The sequence below is a fragment of the Xanthomonas sp. NCPPB 3200 genome, assembly GCF_056393585.1.
Genome location: NZ_CM150785.1, coordinates 262,078 through 280,768 on the forward strand (window position 1 = coordinate 262,078; position 18,691 = coordinate 280,768).

The 18,691-nt window shown below is 67.6% G+C and carries 19 protein-coding genes; 13 read left to right on the plus strand and 6 right to left on the minus strand.

Features of this window, described 5'->3' with window-relative positions:
- Positions 1–104: 104 nt before the first annotated feature.
- Positions 105–899 carry an undecaprenyl-diphosphate phosphatase gene (locus AC06DU_RS01045; RefSeq protein WP_478203299.1) on the minus strand — a complete coding sequence of 265 codons (795 nt, stop codon included), beginning with the start codon at positions 897–899 and terminating at the stop codon, positions 105–107.
- 221 nt (positions 900–1,120) lie between these two features.
- On the opposite strand from AC06DU_RS01045, the gene glnA reads away from it, so the two are divergent.
- The 7 genes from glnA (at position 1,121) to AC06DU_RS01080 (ending at position 9,048) form a co-directional block, all read left to right on the plus strand.
- Positions 1,121–2,530 (plus strand): type I glutamate--ammonia ligase, encoded by a 1,410-nt coding sequence (gene glnA / locus AC06DU_RS01050; RefSeq protein ID WP_016903411.1) that lies wholly within the window; start codon positions 1,121–1,123, stop codon positions 2,528–2,530.
- Positions 2,531–2,806: 276 nt separating this feature from the next.
- The gene (locus AC06DU_RS01055) at positions 2,807–3,145 is read left to right on the plus strand and encodes a P-II family nitrogen regulator (protein ID WP_002808480.1); all 339 of its coding nucleotides are present in this window, start codon (positions 2,807–2,809) and stop codon (positions 3,143–3,145) included.
- A gap of 22 nt (positions 3,146–3,167) precedes the next feature.
- Complete coding sequence (locus AC06DU_RS01060; protein WP_024940499.1) at positions 3,168–4,610, plus strand: ammonium transporter; 1,443 nt, start codon at positions 3,168–3,170, stop codon at positions 4,608–4,610.
- Positions 4,611–4,874: 264 nt separating this feature from the next.
- The gene (locus tag AC06DU_RS01065) at positions 4,875–5,930 is read left to right on the plus strand and encodes a two-component system sensor histidine kinase NtrB (RefSeq protein WP_016903409.1); all 1,056 of its coding nucleotides are present in this window, start codon (positions 4,875–4,877) and stop codon (positions 5,928–5,930) included.
- On the plus strand, positions 5,923–7,353 hold the full coding sequence (ntrC, locus tag AC06DU_RS01070) for a nitrogen regulation protein NR(I) (protein ID WP_016903408.1): 1,431 nt from the start codon (positions 5,923–5,925) through the stop codon (positions 7,351–7,353). The genes AC06DU_RS01065 and ntrC overlap by 8 nt, the downstream gene beginning before the upstream one ends.
- Before the next feature lie 398 nt (positions 7,354–7,751).
- Positions 7,752–8,351 (plus strand): superoxide dismutase family protein, encoded by a 600-nt coding sequence (locus AC06DU_RS01075; RefSeq protein WP_054592037.1) that lies wholly within the window; start codon positions 7,752–7,754, stop codon positions 8,349–8,351.
- Positions 8,352–8,400: 49 nt separating this feature from the next.
- Positions 8,401–9,048 (plus strand): superoxide dismutase family protein, encoded by a 648-nt coding sequence (locus AC06DU_RS01080; protein ID WP_478203301.1) that lies wholly within the window; start codon positions 8,401–8,403, stop codon positions 9,046–9,048.
- Positions 9,049–9,312: 264 nt separating this feature from the next.
- Here the strand turns inward: AC06DU_RS01080 and AC06DU_RS01085 are convergent, their stop codons facing one another.
- Together AC06DU_RS01085 and AC06DU_RS01090 are read right to left on the minus strand one after the other, a co-directional pair.
- The gene (locus tag AC06DU_RS01085; protein WP_102250754.1) at positions 9,313–9,750 is read right to left on the minus strand and encodes a VOC family protein; all 438 of its coding nucleotides are present in this window, start codon (positions 9,748–9,750) and stop codon (positions 9,313–9,315) included.
- Complete coding sequence (locus AC06DU_RS01090; RefSeq protein WP_054592039.1) at positions 9,747–10,631, minus strand: hypothetical protein; 885 nt, start codon at positions 10,629–10,631, stop codon at positions 9,747–9,749. The genes AC06DU_RS01085 and AC06DU_RS01090 overlap by 4 nt, the downstream gene beginning before the upstream one ends.
- A gap of 88 nt (positions 10,632–10,719) precedes the next feature.
- Between AC06DU_RS01090 and AC06DU_RS01095 the strand changes: the two genes are divergently transcribed.
- Both AC06DU_RS01095 and AC06DU_RS01100 read left to right on the plus strand, forming a co-directional pair.
- Positions 10,720–12,015, plus strand: a complete 1,296-nt coding sequence (locus tag AC06DU_RS01095) for an acetyl-CoA C-acetyltransferase (protein ID WP_478203303.1) — start codon at positions 10,720–10,722, stop codon at positions 12,013–12,015.
- Between the two features lie 122 nt (positions 12,016–12,137).
- A complete protein-coding gene (locus AC06DU_RS01100; protein WP_478203304.1) occupies positions 12,138–12,680 on the plus strand; it encodes a hypothetical protein in 543 nt (180 codons plus the stop codon).
- A 184-nt stretch (positions 12,681–12,864) separates the two neighbouring features.
- Here AC06DU_RS01100 and AC06DU_RS01105 read toward each other — a convergent pair whose 3' ends face one another.
- The 3 genes from AC06DU_RS01105 to AC06DU_RS01115 all read right to left on the minus strand — a co-directional run bounded on the left by AC06DU_RS01105 (position 12,865) and on the right by AC06DU_RS01115 (position 15,984).
- A complete protein-coding gene (locus AC06DU_RS01105; RefSeq protein ID WP_478203306.1) occupies positions 12,865–14,130 on the minus strand; it encodes a heme biosynthesis HemY N-terminal domain-containing protein in 1,266 nt (421 codons plus the stop codon).
- Entirely contained in the window at positions 14,127–15,104 is a 978-nt protein-coding gene (locus tag AC06DU_RS01110; protein ID WP_478203307.1) for a uroporphyrinogen-III C-methyltransferase, read from the minus strand. Before AC06DU_RS01110 ends, AC06DU_RS01105 begins: the two co-directional genes overlap by 4 nt.
- A gap of 103 nt (positions 15,105–15,207) precedes the next feature.
- On the minus strand, positions 15,208–15,984 hold the full coding sequence (locus AC06DU_RS01115; protein WP_478203309.1) for a uroporphyrinogen-III synthase: 777 nt from the start codon (positions 15,982–15,984) through the stop codon (positions 15,208–15,210).
- 212 nt (positions 15,985–16,196) lie between these two features.
- Here AC06DU_RS01115 and AC06DU_RS01120 point away from each other — a divergent pair, with 212 nt between their 5' ends.
- From AC06DU_RS01120 to AC06DU_RS01135, 4 genes are all read left to right on the plus strand, one after another.
- Entirely contained in the window at positions 16,197–17,006 is an 810-nt protein-coding gene (locus AC06DU_RS01120; protein ID WP_478203311.1) for a glycosyltransferase family 25 protein, read from the plus strand.
- Positions 17,007–17,144: 138 nt separating this feature from the next.
- Positions 17,145–17,615, plus strand: a complete 471-nt coding sequence (locus tag AC06DU_RS01125; protein ID WP_026064546.1) for a YiiD C-terminal domain-containing protein — start codon at positions 17,145–17,147, stop codon at positions 17,613–17,615.
- 29 nt (positions 17,616–17,644) lie between these two features.
- Positions 17,645–18,067: a hypothetical protein gene (locus AC06DU_RS01130; protein WP_026064545.1), complete on the plus strand. Its 423-nt coding sequence runs from the start codon at positions 17,645–17,647 to the stop codon at positions 18,065–18,067.
- Between the two features lie 76 nt (positions 18,068–18,143).
- The gene (locus tag AC06DU_RS01135) at positions 18,144–18,581 is read left to right on the plus strand and encodes a rhodanese-like domain-containing protein (protein ID WP_016903395.1); all 438 of its coding nucleotides are present in this window, start codon (positions 18,144–18,146) and stop codon (positions 18,579–18,581) included.
- The last annotated feature ends 110 nt before the right edge of the window (positions 18,582–18,691 follow it).

Below are 18,691 nucleotides of genomic sequence, written 5' to 3' on the forward strand. Positions count from 1 at the left end.
TACCGCCACCGCGCGGTTAGGGCAATGACGCAAGTCACTGCCCGGCCATGTGCCTCGCATGCCGCGCCGGCTCAGTCGGCACGACACGCGACCGCGTGGCCGTCTCAGGCCAGCGCCGGCAGCCACAGCAGCAGGGCGGCGCCCAGCAGGATGCGGTAGACCGCAAACACGGTGAAGCGGTGCTTCTTGATGTAGCCCAGCAACCACTTCACCACCACAAAGCCGGTGATGGTCGCCGCCACGAAGGCCACCGCCACATCGGCCCAGTTCTCGCTGCCGAAGCCACCTTCCTTGTACATCTCCAGCAGGGCATACCCGCTGGCCGCGAACATGGTCGGGATGCCCACCATGAACACGAAATCCGCCGCCGCCGAGCGCTTGCTCAGGCCCAGCAGCATGGCCAGGAAGATCGCCGAGGCCGAGCGCGAGGTGCCGGGGAACACACCGGCCACCACCTGCGCCAGACCGACCGCGATGGCCACTTTCCAGGTCACCACATCGCGCTCGGGCAATTTGCCGGCAAAGTGCTCGGCCACCAGCATCCACAGCCCGCCGATCAGCAACGCCCAGGCCACCGGCTGCACGGTTTCCGGCAGCTGCCAGCCGGCCTTGCGCACGATCAGCCCGACCACTGCGGTAACCAGGAAGGCCACGCCGATCTTGAGCACGTAGTCGCGGTTGTCGCGCTGGCCCAGGCCGGTGGCCAGGGTCCACAGCTTCTGCCGCAGCGCCAGGCAGATCGCCAGGATCGCGCCAGCCTGGATGACGATATTGAAGAAGTCAGAACGGCGTCCGAGCCATTGTTCGGCGATCAGCAGGTGGCCGGTGCTGGAGATCGGCAGGAATTCGGTGAGGCCTTCGAGAATGCCCAACAGCAGGGCGGAAATCAGATCGGACATCGGACTGGAGAGGGGATGGGGGAGGCGTCAGGATAGTGCATTGCGGCATGCACCATATCGGTGCACCATGCGATTGCTTAGCACCTAAAAGGTGCTATCTAGACGTGAGCGGCCTCAAGCGATGCAAGCAAAATCAAGGACTTGTGAAGATCCGGCGCTTGGCATGGTCCCTGCTGTAGTTCCGCTCACGAGCCACTTAACTCCTGCAGAGGTTTCTTCCGATGTCCGTGGAAAATGTTGAAAAGCTGATCAAGGACAACAAGGTCGAGTTTGTCGACCTGCGCTTCGTCGATATGCGTGGTGTACAGCAGCACATCACCTTCCCGGCCAACATCATCGAGCCGGCGCTGTTCGAAGAAGGCAAGATGTTCGACGGCAGCTCGATCGCGGGTTGGAAGGGCATCAACGAGTCGGACATGGTCCTGCTCCCGGACGCCGGCACTGCGTACCTGGATCCGTTCTTCGCCGATCCGACCATCGTGCTGACCTGCGACATCCTCGATCCGGCCACCATGCAGAGCTATGAGCGCGACCCGCGCGGCATCGCCAAGCGTGCCGAGGCCTACCTGAAGTCCTCCGGCACCGCCGACCAGGCGTTCTTCGGCCCGGAGCCGGAATTCTTCATCTTCGATTCGGTGCGCTTTGCCAACGACATGGGCCACACCTTCTTCCAGGTCGGCTCGGAAGAGGCTGCCTGGAACACCGGCGCCAAGTACGACGGCGGCAACAGCGGCTACCGTCCGGGCGTGAAGGGCGGCTACTTCCCGGTCCCGCCGACCGACACGCTGCACGACCTGCGCGCGGAAATGATCAAGACGCTGGAACAGGTCGGCATCGAGACCGAGGTGCACCACCACGAAGTGGCCACCGCCGGCCAGTGCGAGATCGGCACCAAGTTCAGCTCGCTGGTGCAGAAGGCCGACGAACTGCTGACGATGAAGTACATCATCAAGAACGTCGCCTACCGCAACGGCAAGACCGCGACCTTCATGCCCAAGCCCATCGTGGGCGACAACGGCTCGGGCATGCACGTGCACCAGTCGCTGACCAAGGGCGGCGTCAACCTGTTCTCCGGCGACGGCTACGGCGGCCTGTCGCAGATGGCGCTGTGGTACATCGGCGGCATCTTCAAGCACGCACGTGCGATCAACGCCTTCTCCAACTCCGGCACCAACAGCTACAAGCGTCTGGTCCCGGGCTTCGAGGCGCCGGTGATGCTGGCCTATTCGGCCCGCAACCGCTCGGCCTCGTGCCGCATTCCGTGGGTCACCAACCCGAAGGCGCGCCGCATCGAAATGCGCTTCCCCGATCCGTTGCAGTCCGGCTACCTGACCTTCACCGCGCTGATGATGGCCGGCCTGGACGGCATCAAGAACCAGATCGACCCGGGCGCGCCGAGCGACAAGGACCTGTACGACCTGCCGCCGGAAGAAGAGAAGCTGATCCCGCAGGTCTGCTCCAGCCTGGATCAGGCGCTGGAAGCGCTGGACAAGGACCGTGAGTTCCTCAAGGCCGGCGGCGTGATGAGCGACGACTTCATCGACGGTTACATCGCGCTGAAGATGCAGGAAGTCACCAAGTTCCGTGCTGCGACCCACCCGTTGGAGTACCAGCTGTACTACGGCAACTGAGTTCCACCGCGGTGATGGCGGAGGCCCCCCCTCCCACCTCCGCCATCGCCGCACATGTTTCATCGCTCCACGGCACCGGCCGGGGAGCGAAGGGGTATTGAGAGAGCACACAGTTCGCGACGCGCGGGCCTGACCTCTCCCACGGGGCGGATGCATCTGCATCGGCCGAGGTCTGCGTAATCGCGAACGCGCGGATGCCGGGGTTGGCATCCAGGTGAATGACACCGCCGGGCGGCGCAATGCCGGCCGGTCTTTTCCACCATTCGGGGTATGCGCATGAAATTGATCACCGCCATCATCCGGCCGTTCAAGCTCGACGAGGTCCGCGAGGCCCTGTCCGCAGCAGGCGTGTCGGGCATCACCGTGACCGAGGTCAAGGGTTTCGGGCGCCAGAAAGGCCACACCGAGCTGTACCGCGGCGCCGAGTACGTCGTCGATTTCCTGCCCAAGATCAAGATCGAGACGGTGGTGACCGACGACCGGCTGGACGCAGTGGTCGAGGCGATCCAGAACGCCGCCGGCACCGGCAAGATCGGCGATGGCAAGATCTTCGTGACCGCGATCGAGCAAGTCGTGCGCATCCGCACCGGCGAGATCGGCGCCGATGCGCTCTGAGTCCCCCACCCCCGGAGTTCTTATGAAGACAGCCCTTTTTGCCGGGTGGAAAGCCCGGTTCTACAGTGTCTGCATGCTGATGCTGTTCAGCGCGCTGGTGGTGGGCGGCATGGGCAGCGCGCACGCGCAGTCCACTCCGCAGGTCACCCCGCTGCCGACCGAACCGGTCACCACCGAACCGCTGCCGTCGGCGCAGCCGCCCGCCGCACCGGTGGCCGCCGCCGAAGCCGCGCCGGTGGTGGAGAAGGGCGATGTCGCCTGGATGCTGACCTCCACGCTGCTGGTGCTGCTGATGGTGGTGCCGGGCCTGGCGTTGTTCTACGGCGGCATGGTGCGCGCCAAGAACGTGCTGTCGGTGCTGATCCAGGTCGCGGTGGTGTTCTCGCTGCTGACCATCCTGTGGGTGGTGTACGGCTACAGCCTGGCGTTTTCCGGCGAAGGCCCGTGGATCGGCAATCTGGACAAGGCGCTGCTCAAGGGCGTGACCATCGAGACGCTGGCAGCCACCTTCACCAAGGGCGTGAGCCTGCCGGAATACGTGTTCGTGGCGTTCCAGGCGACCTTTGCCGGCATCACCGGCGCGCTGATCGTCGGCGCCTTTGCCGAACGCGCCAAGTTCGCCGCGGTGCTGCTGTTCTCGGTGATCTGGTTCACCTTCGGCTACCTGCCGCTGGCGCACATGGTCTGGGCCACCGGCGGATACCTGTTCGGCCTGGGCGCGCTGGATTTTGCCGGCGGCACCGTGGTGCACATCAACGCCGGTATCGCCGGCCTGGTCGGCGCCTACTTCGTCGGCAAGCGCGCCGGCCTGGGCCGCGAGGCGATCAAGCCGCACAACGTGACCCTGACCTTCGTCGGTGCCTCGCTGCTGTGGGTGGGCTGGTTCGGCTTCAACGCCGGCTCCAACCTGGAAGCCAATGCCGGTGCGGCGCTGGCCTTCCTCAACACCTTGCTGGCCACCGCGGCCGCCATCCTGGGCTGGTCGCTGACCGAGAAGATCATCAAGGGCAAGTCGTCGGCGCTGGGCGTGGCTTCGGGCATGGTCGCCGGCCTGGTCGGCATCACCCCGGCCTGCGGCACGGTGGGTCCGTTCGGTGCGATCGTCATCGGCCTGGCCGCCGGCGTGCTGTGTGTGTGGGGCGTCACCGGCCTGAAGCGTCTGCTGGGCGCCGACGACAGCCTGGACGTGTTCGGCGTGCATGGCCTGGGCGGCATCATCGGCGCCATCCTGACCGGCGTGTTCTCGGCGGCCTCGCTGGGCGGCCAGAAGGGCGGCGATTACGACATCGTGCATCAGGTCGGCATCCAGGCGCTGGGCGTGGGCATCACCCTGGTGTGGATCGGCGTGGTGTCGGTGGTGGGCTTCCTGGTCGCCAAGCTGGTGTTCGGCCTGCGCGTCACCGAAGAAGCCGAGCGCGAGGGCCTGGATATCACCTCGCACGGCGAAGCGGCATACGAGTCCTGAGCATGCACACCCGCGGCCACGCTGCCGCGGGTGGCGCAACGACCCGGCCGGGACAGCCGTGCCGGGTCCGTTTTCCCCGTTGCCCCACTGGGCGCGGACCAACTGCCGAGGTGCCTGCATGACCAGCCCCACGCCTGTGACTGTCGGCGCGGATGTCCGCTGGATCGGTGCGACCTGCTGCCGTCCGGCCCCGATGCCTTGCCTGCATGCTTCGTTTTGCGCGCCATATGCGCAGGCCGATCGTGCTTGCACTAAATTGGTGCAATGCTGATGTCGTCCATTCTCCCGTCGCTGGACAGCCTGGGCACACCGGTGGCCTGGGCCGACCGCGAGGGCCGCGTGCTGGGCGTCAATCCGGCCTTCGCGCGCTGGCTCGGGGTCAGTGCGCGGCGTCTGGTCGATCAACCGCTGGCCGCGCTGGAAGTGCAGGGCGATGCGCTGGCCCGTTTCCTGCTCAACGACGAGCGCGACGTGCTGCGCCTGCATCGGCTGGCATTGGGCCTGCCCAATGACGCGCCGCGCTTTGCCGAAGGCTGGCTGTCGCGGCTGGACGACGGCGGCTGGCTGCTGGAAACCCATCCGGTCGACGAATTCCCCGCGCTGGATCCCACCCATGCGCTGCCCAATGCCCTGAGCGCCGCGCTCAAGGGGCTGGCGCACGAACTGCGCAATCCGCTGGCCGGGCTCAAGGGCGCGGCGCAGTTGCTGGCGCGGCGCTCGGCCGGGCGCGACGAGGACGAGCGCGAGCTGATCGAGCTGATCGGCACCGAGATCGAACGCCTCAATACCTTGCTCGAACGCCTGCTCTCGCCCACGCCGGCGCGCCCGCACGACCGCCTCAACATCCACGTCGTGCTCGAGCGCGTGCTGCGCCTGGCCGAGGCCGAGGGCGGCTGGTCGGTGCAGGTGCAGCGCGATTACGACCCCAGCATTCCCGACATCCTCGGCGATGGCGACCGCCTGACCCAGGCGGTGTGGAATCTGGTGCGCAATGCGTTCCAGGCCGGCGCCACGCGGGTGACCCTGCGCACCCGCGTCGAGCACGGCCAGCGCATCCGCGACCGCGTGCATGCGATGTCGCTGCGGCTGGAGATCATCGACGACGGCGGCGGCGTGCCGGAGGAACTGGCCGAGCACCTGTTCCTGCCGCTGGTCAGCGGCCGCGCCGAGGGCAGCGGCCTGGGCCTGGCGCTGGCCCAGCAGGTCTCGCGCGAACACCACGGCACGCTGACCTACCGCTCGCGGCCGGGACATACCGTTTTCACCCTGCTGTTGCCCGAGCTGGCCGGCGATCACGACAAGGAGCATCTGCATGGCTGAGGCCGCCGCCGCATCCCACCACATCTGGGTGGTCGACGACGACCGTTCGGTCCGCTTCGTGCTGTCCACCGCCTTGCGCGATGCCGGCTACGCCGTGGATGGCTTCGAGAGCGCCGCCGCCGCACTGCAGGCACTGGCCATGCGGCCCACCCCGGATCTGCTGTTCACCGACGTGCGCATGCCCGGCGAAGACGGCCTGAGCCTGCTCGACAAGCTCAAGTCCAGGCACCCGCAACTGCCGGTGATCGTGATGTCGGCCTACACCGACGTGGCCAGTACCGCCGGCGCCTTCCGCGGCGGCGCGCACGAGTTCCTGTCCAAGCCCTTCGATCTGGACGATGCGGTGGCCTTGGCCGCACGCGCGCTGCCGGATGCCGATGCCGGTGTCGAGGAGATCATCGGAACACCGTTGGCAGAAGGCTCGGCCTCGCTGATCGGCGACACCCCGGCGATGCAGGCGCTGTTCCGCGCGATCGGCCGGCTGGCGCAGGCACCGCTGTCGGTGCTGATCAACGGCGAGACCGGCACCGGCAAGGAACTGGTGGCGCGCGCGCTGCATAACGAATCGCCGCGCGCGCGCAAGCCCTTCGTCGCGCTCAACACCGCAGCCATCCCGGCGGAACTGCTGGAAAGCGAGTTGTTCGGCCACGAAACCGGCGCCTTCACCGGCGCCACCAAACGCCACATCGGCCGCTTCGAACAGGCCGACGGCGGCACGCTGTTCCTGGACGAAATCGGCGACATGCCGCTGCCGCTGCAGACCCGTTTGCTGCGCGTGCTGGCCGAGAACGAATTCTTCCGTGTCGGCGGGCGCGAGTTGATCCGCGTCGATGTGCGCGTGATCGCCGCCACCCACCAGGACCTGGAGGCGCTGGTCGAACAAGGCCGCTTCCGTGCCGACCTGTTGCATCGCCTGGACGTGGTGCGCCTGCAATTGCCGCCGCTGCGCGAGCGCCGCGGCGACATCGCGCAGCTGGCCGAGAATTTCCTGGCCATGGCCGGGCGCAAGCTCGACATGCTGCCCAAGCGGCTGTCCTCGGCCGCGCTGGAACAACTCCGCCAATACGATTGGCCCGGCAACGTGCGCGAGCTGGAAAACGTCTGCTGGCGCCTGGCCGCCCTGGCCACTGCCGACATCATCGACGTGGTGGACGTGGAATCGGCACTGGCGCGCGGCGGCCGCCGCCAGCGTGCCGGCCGCGGCGACGGGCAATGGGACGAGATGCTCTCCAGCTGGGCTGCGCAACGCCTGAGCGAAGGCGCCCAGGGCCTGCATGCCGAAGCCCGCGAACGCCTGGACAAGACCCTGCTCGAAGCCGCCCTGCAACTCACCCAGGGCCGCCGTGCCGAAGCCGCCGCCCGATTGGGTCTGGGCCGCAACACCGTCACCCGCAAACTCGGCCCAGGCCGCAAACGCCGCTGATCTGGCGCTAAAGCCCCTCTCCCATGGGAGAGGGGGTGAGGGTCGCTGTGCCGATGGAAGCGCTACTGCACGCGCATCTATCCCAACGATGCCTCGATCGAGCTGAGGCTGCCCGACATTGCCTGCGGCAAGCGTTGCTGAGTGGAACGCCGCCGCATCCTTGCGCTCGCTGACGCCATCGCAGTTCTAACGTGCCGACGCCATCGTCCAAGCAGCTCACGACACGTGTACTCGGCGCCCCGCACACCATCCCAACAACCCGCATCCCATCGACCCGCACCTCCAACAGCCCGACCATCCACACCAACCCCGTAAACTCCTGTGCTGCCAGCGGCGCATTTCATGACATGTGAACATGCGCCCGCATAGGTTTTCAGCCTGATCAGGAGAACAGCTCGATGCGTTACCGGTCGTCCACGATCGTTGCCCTCACCGCGCTGGCGCTTGCCGCCTGCAGCAGCACGCCACCGCCTCCGCCACCACCGCCCCCGGCGGCGCGCGTGGTGCCCGTGCGTCCGGTCCAGCAGGCCGAAGCGGCGCTGGCATCGGCGTCGGGCAGCCTGGTCAGCGGTCGGGTGGTGCTGGTCCCTGCGCTGCAAGGCATCCGTATCACCGGCACGGTCGGTGGCCTGCGCCCGGGCGGCGTGGCCGGCTTCCATGTGCACGAACGCGGCGATTGCAGCGCCGCCGACGCCAGCAGTGCCGGTGCGCATTTCAATCCGAGTGGCATGGCGCACGGACGTGCCGGCAACACTCCCCACCACGCCGGCGACATGGACAACCTGCGTGCCGATGCCGAAGGTGTCGCGCATCTGGACATGATCGTTGCCGGCATCACCCTGGGCGATGCCGCGCCCACCGACGTGGTCGGCAAGTCGCTGGTGGTGCATGCCGACGCCGACGACTATCGCAGCCAACCCAGCGGCAATGCCGGCGCACGTCTGGCCTGCGGCGTCATCCGCGTCACCCAGTGGCGCACACCCCCCTCGCAGCCCTGAGTCGGGGCACCCCTGGCTGCAGCTGCGGCCTTTCCACAGGAGTTTTCTCATGCGTATTCTTCCAACGACGTTGTTCCTGGCCACCGCGCTGGTGCTGACCGCGTGCAAGCGCGACGAACCCGCACCGGCCGATCCTGCACCCGCACCGCAGGCCGGCGTAGCGGCCGAGGCGGCGCATGGCGGTGAGCACGCCGCGTCCATGGTCACCGAAGCGGCGGCCACCACCACCGCCACCGCCGAGCTCAAGCCGACCAAGGGCAGCGACGTCAAAGGCACGGTGAGCTTCAAGATCGTCGACGGCGCGCTGCGCGTCACCGGCCAGCTCAGTGGCCTCAAGCCCGACAGCGAACACGGCTTCCATATCCACGAAAAGGGCGATTGCAGCGCACCGGACGGCAGCAGCGCCGGCGGCCACTTCAACCCGGCCCAGTCCGATCACGGCGCCGTCAGTGCCGATCCGCACCACGGCGGCGACATGCCCAACATCAAGGCCGATGCGCAGGGCAATGCCAGCATCGATGGCCCGGTGTCGAGCAACGTCAATCTGGGCAAGGCCGACCAGTTCGATATCGCCGGCCACGCGGTGATCGTGCATGCCGATGCAGACGACTACAAAACCCAGCCCACCGGCAACGCCGGCGGCCGTCTGGCCTGCGGCGTGATCACCACCGACAACGCCCCAGCTGCAGCCAAGTAAGCAGGACAGGCCAGCAGTCAGGCAAAACGCCGCGGTGATCGATCACCGCGGCGTTGTTGTTTCTGGGTTGTGGTGAGAGAGCGATCCGGTCATGCGTGGCGCGGGCGCGCAGCGCATCTGGCACGCCGCATGTCGCGTGCTGCATGCTTCCTGTCGGTACGCATGAACTGTCGGTACATCTCGAACGGTCGATATACCTCACACCGGGCGCACCGCACAGGCGACCACGTCGTTCGCTTGCGCAAGACCCGCGTCATCAACGACTCAATAATTCGGCCACAGCCCCGGCGTCGCCAGCTCCAGCAGATGCGCATCCGGATCGCGGAAGTAGAGGCTGTGCCCACCGCCCGGCCACTGCGTGCGGCCCTCGATGGGCACGTCGCAGGCCTGCAGATGTGCCTCCCATCCAGCCAGCGCATCGGTGGCGATGGCGAATGCGAAATGCGCGCGCCCGCTGCCATCGTGCGGCGGAATCGTGCCGCCCGGCAGCGTGACCGTGGCGGCGGTGCTGCCCTGCAGGAACAGCAGCAACACCTGCCCGGGTGCGATTGCGTACGCGGCCATGCGCGTGTCGCGATACATGGCTGCCAGTCCCAGTACGCGGGCATAGAACGCGCAAGCGCGCTCCAGGTCGGCCACATACACGCCGGTTTCCAGTACGCCCTGCAACGCCGGCGCTGTGGAAGCCGGCGTCTGGCTCACGCGGCCAATGCCTGGCGCGGATCCTGGCCCGGTTCCACATGCACATACAGTACCGGCAGGCCATGCGCTTCCAGCACTGCGGCCATCTGTCGCTGACGCGAGAGGAATTGTTCGTAGACGCCGCGCAGGCGTTCGCAATTCTCGCGGTCGTGCGCGTAGTAATCGCACCAGCCGGCCGGGTCGAACAGCGCAATGCGCACTTCGCCCTCGACATAGCGCAGCACCGGCTCGGGCGGCTGTTCCAGCCACTCTTCGGTATGCGGCGCCAGCAGGGCGGCTTCGATCAGCGGCCACAACGGGGCTAGGCCCTGGTTGTCGTACTGCATCGAAATCATCGCCGCCAGATCGTTCGCGGTGAGATACCGCGCGTGTTCGATGCGTGCGCCGAAGCTTTCCTGCGCCAGCAGCGCGGTATCGGCCTGCGCCATGCCCTGGGCCAGCAGCACTTCTTCCATCGCATCGGCCACCGTCGCCACAATCTGCGGATCGCCGGACAGCAGGAACGGCAGCACGCGCAGGCCGCCGCCGGTCAGCTGTGCGTCGGCCTGGAAGGGCAGGGGGATCTCGCCCTGCGCATCGGCGCCGAACGCCAGCACGCGCGGGCCCTGATCGCGCCCGGGCGCGCGCGCATGCAGCTCGTCCAGCCGGCGATGCAACGGCCAGCCCGGCCGCAGCACTTCGGCCGGGTCGAAGTGCGCCATTGCCACGCTGAGCTCGAGCTCGCGGACTTCGGGGATCCACTGCGCCAGGTCGCGGCCGATGCGTTCGGCCAGCATGCCGGCCTGCTCGGGCGCCAGGGCGCCGCGCTCGGGGGCGGTGCCGCCCGTCAATTCCAGCGCCATCACACCCATGGCGGTCACGCCGTGTTCGGTCTTGCTCATGATTCGCGGTTGGCCCATCACGGGGTCGAAGCTACACTGCGGCCATTATGCCTGCCGGCCCTGTGCAGGCCATGTCCCCGAGTCCTCCATGCCAGGTCAACCGATGCCCGCAGCCCGTCCCGTCGCCATTCTGGGCGGCGTTCGTATCCCGTTCTGTCGTCAGAACACCGCTTACGCGGACGTGGGCAACCTGGGCATGTCGGTGCGCACGCTGGGCGCGCTGGTCGAGCGCTTCGGGCTGCACGGGCAGCAACTGGGCGAAGTGGCGATGGGGGCGGTGATCAAGCACTCCTCGGACTGGAACCTGGCGCGCGAGGCGGCGCTGTCGTCCGGGCTGTCGCCGCTGACGCCGGGCATCACCCTGCAGCGCGCCTGCGGCACCAGCCTGGATTCGGTGATCACCATCGCCAACAAGATCGCGCTGGGCCAGATCGATTCGGGCATCGGCGGCGGCTCGGACACCACCTCCGAAGTGCCGATCGTCTACGGTAAGAAGCTGCGCGCGCGGCTGATGGCCGCCAACCGCGCCAAGGCCACCGGCGACAAGCTCAAGGCGCTGCTGCGCGGCTTCAAGCTGAGCGAGCTCAAGCCCGAATTCCCCGGCGTGGCCGAGCCGCGCACCGGCAAGAGCATGGGCGACCACTGCGAGGACATGGCCAAGGAATGGAACATCTCGCGCGACTCGCAGGACGACTGGGCGGTGTCCTCGCACCACAAGCTGGCCGCCGCCTATGAGCGCGGCTTCTTCGACACGCTGATCGCGCCGTTCCGCGGCGTCTCGCGCGACAACATCCTGCGCGCCGACACTTCGCTGGAAAAGCTGGCCACGCTGCGTCCGGCCTTCGACAAGACCTCCGGCCGCGGCACGTTGACCGCGGCCAATTCCACCCCGCTCACCGATGGTGCGGCCGCGGTGCTGCTGTCCAGCGAAGCCTGGGCGCTGGCGCATGGCCACACCCCGATGGCCTATCTGCGCGATGCGCAGGTGGCGGCGGTGGATTTCGTGCATGGCGAAGGCCTGTTGATGGCGCCGACCATTGCGGTGCCGCAGATGCTGGCGCGTCAGGGCCTGACCCTGCAGGACTTCGACATCTACGAAATCCACGAGGCCTTCGCCGCGCAGGTGCTGTGCACGTTGCGCGCCTGGGAAAGCGAGGATTACTGCCGCAATCGCCTGGGGCTGGAAGCGCCGCTGGGCCGTATCGACCCGGACAAGATCAACCCGCTGGGTTCGTCGCTGGCCACCGGCCACCCCTTCGCCGCCACCGGCGCACGCGTGGTGGCCACGGCCGCCAAGCAACTGGAAGAACGTGGCGGCGGCCGTGCATTGATTTCGATCTGCACCGCCGGCGGTATGGGCGTGGTGGCCATCGTCGAGCGCTGACGCTGCTGCGCAGCGTGGGATTGGGCATTCGGGATTGGGGATTCGCAAAAGCAGCTGCGGACTCCTAATTTTACGAATTTCCAATCCCGAATCCCGAATCCCCAACCTGCAAGGACGCATGGATGTCGAACGTTGATTCACGCGAGCCCCCTACGCTTTATCTGCCTCCGACGCACGGCGCCGTGTGGCGCGAGGGCGATGTACTGGTGTGCACGCCGGGCGCCGATCTGCCGCCGCGTTGCGTCAAGTGCAACGCGCCGGCGGACATCTCGCCGCGCCGCTACATCTTCCATTGGCATCACCCGGCGATCTATCTGGCCCTATTGATGGGGGGGCTGCCGTATCTGATCCTGGCCATCGTGCTGCGCAAGCGCAGTGCGCACGTGCTGAGCCTGTGCGCGTGGCATGAGCGCCGCCGCGTGCGGTGTGTCGCCATCGCGATGGCGTCGATCGTGCCGTTGCTGGTCGGGGTGCTGTGGATCGGTGGCGCGACCGGCTGGCTGACCGGTGCCGGTGTGATGGCGGTGATGCTGTTGATCGGCAGACGCGGTTCGCGCGTGTTGTCGGCGCAATCGGTCGATCACGAGCAGGCTCGTTATCTCGGTGCCTGTGACGCGTTTTTGCGCGCATTGCCAGCGCCGCCCCGGGAATCGCGCGATTGGTGATCTGCGCCGCTGCGTTTGCAGATAGCTTCGTCACGTGCGTGCGTTGCCATCCCTGCAGGTGTGATGACAGGCCGGCAAATGTTGCCGGTAGCGCTTTTGCCCGGATCTAGAAAAACAAAAGCCCCGGACATGCCGGGGCTCCTGGTGAATCCACACATCGCCGCAATAGCGGTCAGACCTCAGATCAAAGCACGCGATCGTCCGGTGCGAGCGGATCGGCCGGCGGCGTTGCATACGCCGATACGATCGGCCCGCGCAGCGACTGTTGTGGCAAGCCCTCGTGCACCGGCTCGCCGCGTGCGGCGCGCAGGGCGTTGGCGTAGCAATGCTGCGCCGACAGCAGATCCCCGGCGGCGGCGAAGCCATGGCCGAGTTCTTCCCAGGCCTCGCTGCCCGCGCCATTGGCCACCGCGCGATGCAGAAACTCTTCGGCCTGCGACCATTGCTGCTGGTGGCGTGCCAGACGCGCCAGGGTCAGCAACAGGCCCGGGCTATCCGGGTACTGGGTTAGCCAACGCTGCGCACTGGCGCGGCGCGAATCGTATTTTTCCAGCGGCAGCACGCCATACAGACGCACCAGCGATTCGTCCCACTGCGTATCCAGCGCCTGCTCCAGGCTATGCACCGCCGCATCGTCCCAGTGCAGCACTGCCGCGCGCTGTGCATAGGCACCCACCACCGCGGGATAGGTACGCAGCGGCTTGGGCAGCGCTTCCCAGCGTTCGGCCAGGGCATTGGCATCGCCGGCCTGCAACAGCGTCTGCTCGGCCAGCGTGGCTTCCAGTGCGCTGTAGGCCTCCGGTGCCAGCACCGCCTGCTGGCGCAATGCGCCGAGCTGACCATAGGCCTCGTCGGCGCGACCGATCTGCGCCAGGGCATGCGTGCGCAGCAGCAGGCCGCGCGCCGGCAGCGGTTGCGCGTTAGCACTATCGAGCGCATTGATCGCCTCGACCGGGCGTTGCCGCGCCAGATGCCGCTCGCCTTGCAGCAACGCATGCGCGGTGGGGTCGCACTCGGCCAATTGCTGAGCCAACGCGTTCGCCGCCACCTCATCGCCGCGTGCATCGGCAACCCGCACTGCGCTGGCCAGGGCGATGCCGCTGACCTCCGCATCCTCACTGGCGTTGACCAACAGGCGCTCGGCACGCTGCCACTGGCCGTGATCGGCTGCGCGCAAGCCTTCGATCAGGCGGGCGCGGCCCTTCCTGCGGCGGTACTTACCCCAGACCCGGAACGGCAGGCTGACCAGCGTCCACACCAGCCACAGCAACAGCAGCGCGATGACCAGGATCAACAGCGCCTGCGGCATGGCGGCGCGGTAGTCGTTGCCGCCGACGCTGACCACCACATTGCCCAGGTCGTAAGTGGTCTGATGCGACAGCCATTGCGCACCGAGCACGCCCAGCGCCACGGCAACCAACAGGATCAAGACGGTACGCAACACTTTCATTGGGTGGATCTCCCTTCACGCATGGCCTGCAGTTGCAGCAGGGTGGTGCCCAGTTCCGGCAGGCGCGGACGCAGTGGCGCTTGTTGCAGCGTGCGCAGGCGGGTACGTGCCTGGCGACGTTGTGGTGAATCCGGCCACAGCCGGGTGGTCCAGGTGTCCACCCGGCGCAGCGATTGCGCAAAGCCGGCGGCATCGCCGCGCTCGGCCGCAGCGCGGGCCAGGCTGACCTCGATCTGCAAGGCGTCGCGCGCCGCATGGCGGTTGCCGCCGGTCAGCAGTGCATCGCCACGGCTGGGACGGATATCCACCAGCGGCGTGAGTGCTTTCTGCCACCACGGCTGCGCTGCTTCGCTCTCTTGAGCGGTCTGTTCGGGCAGGCGCAGCAGGTCGCCGGCCAATTGATCCAGGGTGTGGCCGGCCTGCGCCTGCGGACCGGCGCCCAGGCGATCCAGTGCGTCGCGTTCCTGCACCAGCGCCTGACGCAGGTTGAGATAGCCGGGATCGTCGATGCCATTGAGTGCGGCATTGGCCAGTGCGTAGGCGCGGCGCGCCCCGTCGGCGTCGCCGGCGATGCTCAGCCGCTGCTCGCCCAGCCGGAGCAGCAGCTCCACTTCATCCAGCCGCAGCGCCTGCGCACCGTGGCGGTTGGGATCGGCAAGCTTTTGCACGGTTTCTTCGAGCAAGGCACTGCGCTGGCTCAGGCCCAGCATCTCGTCGCGCAGCACGCGGTTGGTGGCTGCCGCATCCGCCAGGCGTTCGTTGGCCAGGCGTTGGTCACGGCGCAAGGTCTCCAGCATCTGCTGCGTGCCATCCCAGCGCTGCTGCTGCGCCTCGGCGGCCTGCAGCTGCGCACTTTGATAGCCCTGCCATGCGCGCCAACCGAAGAACAGCGCCACGCCCACGGCGGCCAGCGCGACGACGAGCAGCAGCCATGCCAGGGGAAAGCGTCGCGTGGAAGCGGGCATTTCGGTCATTCGTCCATCCTCGCGCGGTCACGACGGGTGCAGGTGCCGCAGTCATCTGCCACAGCATGGCGTGCAGCGGCAGACAGCCGCAAGCCGTGCTTGAGTTCGAAGTTCAGCAAGATCGCGATGGTGTCACGATCGCGGCAGCGGCAGCGGCCAATTGCTCGGGCAAGGGACCTGCAGCGCGCAGCACCTGCTGGAAGCCGGCGGCGTGTGCGGCTTGAAGCATGCGCTCGCTGGAGGCCACCAGCGGGCGTTGCCGCAAGGCGTCGATCAGCGGTCCGGGCAGTTGCTGCAGCACCAGCGTCAGCGCTTCGGCGCTGCTCAGCGCCAGCACGCTAGCGGGCAGCGCGTCCGCCAGGGCACGCATTGCCGATGCGCGCAGGCGCAACGGCACGCGCTGATAGACATCGGCGCGCAGGATGCGGGCGCCACGTTGCTCCAGGGCTGGCGCCAGCATGCCGCGCCCGCCCGGGGCGGTGACCAGCCCGACTGCCTGCAGCGGTTGCCGGAACAGCGGCAATGCGAGCAGGCCCTCGCTGTCCATGCGCGCCGGGCGTATCACCGTGCCGATGCCGCAGGCCTGCAGCGCACGCGCGGTGCCGTCTCCCACGCTCACCCACTGCGCCTGCGCCGGCCGCTGCAGCGGCGCCAGGCGATGCGCCGCGTGCACTGCGGCCGGGCTGGTGAACACCGCGATCGGTGCGTGCAAGGCCTGCCGCAATGCAGCCCGTGCCTGCGGGGTGTCATTGGTCTGCAGCCGCCACGGCGACAGCGCCAGCAGCCGTCCGCCGTGCCGCGCGGCGGCCCGCCGCAGCGGCGCGTGTTCACCGCTGGGCCGCAGCGAAATCAGGGTCCAGGCGTCGGCAGCTGGGGCGGGAGGTGTCATCCAGTGATTATGCGAGAGCCGTGCGTTATCGGGGGCGGGTGTCGCGCGCTGCGATGGCGCTGGCGGCGATTCGATCCTCGCGCGCTGTCTGGCCTTTGCGTGTCTGCTCGACGCGATGCCTGCGTTTCTGCGGCCAGAACCTCGTCCCCGGGTCTGTGCCGGTGACCGCTTCCGCCCACGATCCGCCACGACAATCGAGCTGGAGTGGCGTCGTGATCAAGTCCTACCTCATCAACATGCAGCGCAGCGGCGAGCGCCTGCAGGCGATGTCGACGCAGTTCCAGGCACTGGGCCTGCCGTTCGAGCGGATTCCCGCAGTGGATGGCGCCACCCTGACGCCTGCGCAGATTGCCGACTTCGCATGCGAGCGGCCGCTGGAAGGCTCCGGGGATGCCTTCAGCACCGGCCCGCGCAAGTGGACCGCCTCCAACATCGGGTGCTTCCTGAGCCATCAGGCCGCGTGGCGCATCGCAGCCGACTCCGACGACGCCTACACCGCCATCTTCGAAGACGACATGCATCTGTCCGACGCGCTGCCGGCGCTGCTGCGCAGCAGCGAGTGGCTGCCGGGCGGCAACAGCATCGTGCGGCTGGAACCGTCCTACAACCGCATCAAGCTCGATGCCAAGGTCGCCGAGGTCAGTGGCCGGCAGCTGCGCCTGGTGCGTCCCTCGACCCACCAACACTGCTGGCCGGTCTGCGCCGGTGCGCTGATCCTCAGCCGCGATGCGGCGCGACTGCTGCTCGCGGCCGACGCACGCTGGCACACCATGGCCGACATTTTCCTGTTCGGCTGGAACGAATCGCCGGTCGCACAGCAGCTGTCCACCTATCAGCTGGCGCCGGCCGCCTGCATCCAGGACAAGTTCTTCCACGCCGCTCCGGAGCAGATCGTGTTCACCAGCACCATCGATGCGCCGTTGACGCACGCGCAGAGGCAGCGCAGCGCGCATTGGAAGGCCAAGGCCACCGCGTTGCTGCGGGTGGCGCAGGGCTATCGCAAGGTCGTGTTCGCGCCCTGAGCCGGGCAAGACCCAGGCGTGCGGCGACGCGATGCCGCACGCGTTCACCATGCGGTACCGCATGTCATTCCAGTGCACAAGACGCTCGCGGAACATTGCGGCATGATGCCGCCCTTCGCCGTCTTCCAGCCTTCGCCGATGACTCCTTCGTGCACGCTCGCATCCGCCCTGCAGTCGCTGCAGCAACAGTTCATCGCCATGCCGCCGGTCCTGTCGATGGGCATTGCCGTCGACGGCTTGCATGACGGCGCCTTGCGCTTGCGTGCGCCGCTGCAGGCCAACGTCAACGACAAGGCCAACGCGTTCGGCGGCAGCCTGGCCTCGTTGATGACGCTGGCCAGCTGGGGCTGGCTGACGCTGCAACTGCAACTGGCCGGGCACAGCGCCGATGTCTACGTGGCCGACAGCCAGCTGCGCTACGTCGCTCCGGTCTACGAAGACCTGGTAGCCAATGCCGAGCCGTCCGAACTCGGCAGCTGGGAGGCATTCCTGGCCACCTTTCGGCAGCGCGGCAAGGCGCGCATCGGCATGCGTGCGCAGATCGCGCTGGGATCCGGTGCGGCGGCGGCCACCCTGAGCGGGCGCTTCGTGGCGTTTCCAAAACGGTAGGATGCGCGCTGGACTTGGGGGGAATGCGCATGCGTGCAGTGATCGGGGCAATGCTGTTGCTCGGGCTGGCGATGGTCAGCGGGGGGGCGTCTGCCGGCAGCCGTGCCCAGGCACGCGCGCTGGAAACCACCCAGGCCGCCTACACCGCCGCAGTGCGCTGGAGCGATTTCGATGCCGCGCAGGGCTTTGTCGAGCCGACCTACGCCCAGGCGCATCCGCTCAGCGATCTGGAACGCTCGCGCTACGAACAGGTGCAGATCTCCGGCTACCGCGAGCTGCGGGTGGGCGAGGATGGCAACGGTGACCTGCGCCGCGAGGTCGAGCTGCGGGTGATCAACCGCAATACCCAGGCCGAGCGGCTGGTGCGCAGCATCGAGCTGTGGCGCTGGGATGCCGAGCGCAAACGCTGGTGGCTGGCCAGCGGCCTGCCCGATCTGTGGCAGGGCCAGTAGCCCGTGCCACCGGTGCCTGGCCGTCGCGCGCGCCAGCTGTGCGACAATTCCCGCCCGCTTGACTGACCCTGACCCCGTGAATTTCGAAGAGCTGCAGGCCTTTGTCGGCCGCAACCCCATGTTGTCACTGGCCCTGGTGGGCCTGACCATCGCCCTGATCGTCACCGAGGTCGCGCGCCTGTTCCGTGGGTATCGCGCACTCAAGCCGGCCGAGCTGACCCGTTTGATCAACAGCGAGAACGCGCTGGTGATCGACCTGTCGCCGACCGCCGATTTCGAAAAAGGCCACATCGCCGGCAGCCGCAACGTGGCGCTGGCCAAGTTCGACCCGGCCGGCAAGCTGCTCGCCAACGCCAAGTCCTCGCCCGTAGTGGTGGTGTGCCGTAACGGCAATGCCTCCGCAGGCGCGGCCAAGACGCTGAAGAAAGCCGGTTTCGAGCAGGTCTACTGGCTCGATGGCGGCGTGGCTGCCTGGCAGATGGCCGAGCTGCCGCTGGTCAAGGGCCGCGCCTGACCGCACCTTGTGAGGCGCCGGGCAAGTCCCCATTGCTGGCGTGAGAGACTCGCGCTTTCACGTCTGCATCATTCAACGCTGCATCCACCGAACCGTTTCTGGAGTTAGGA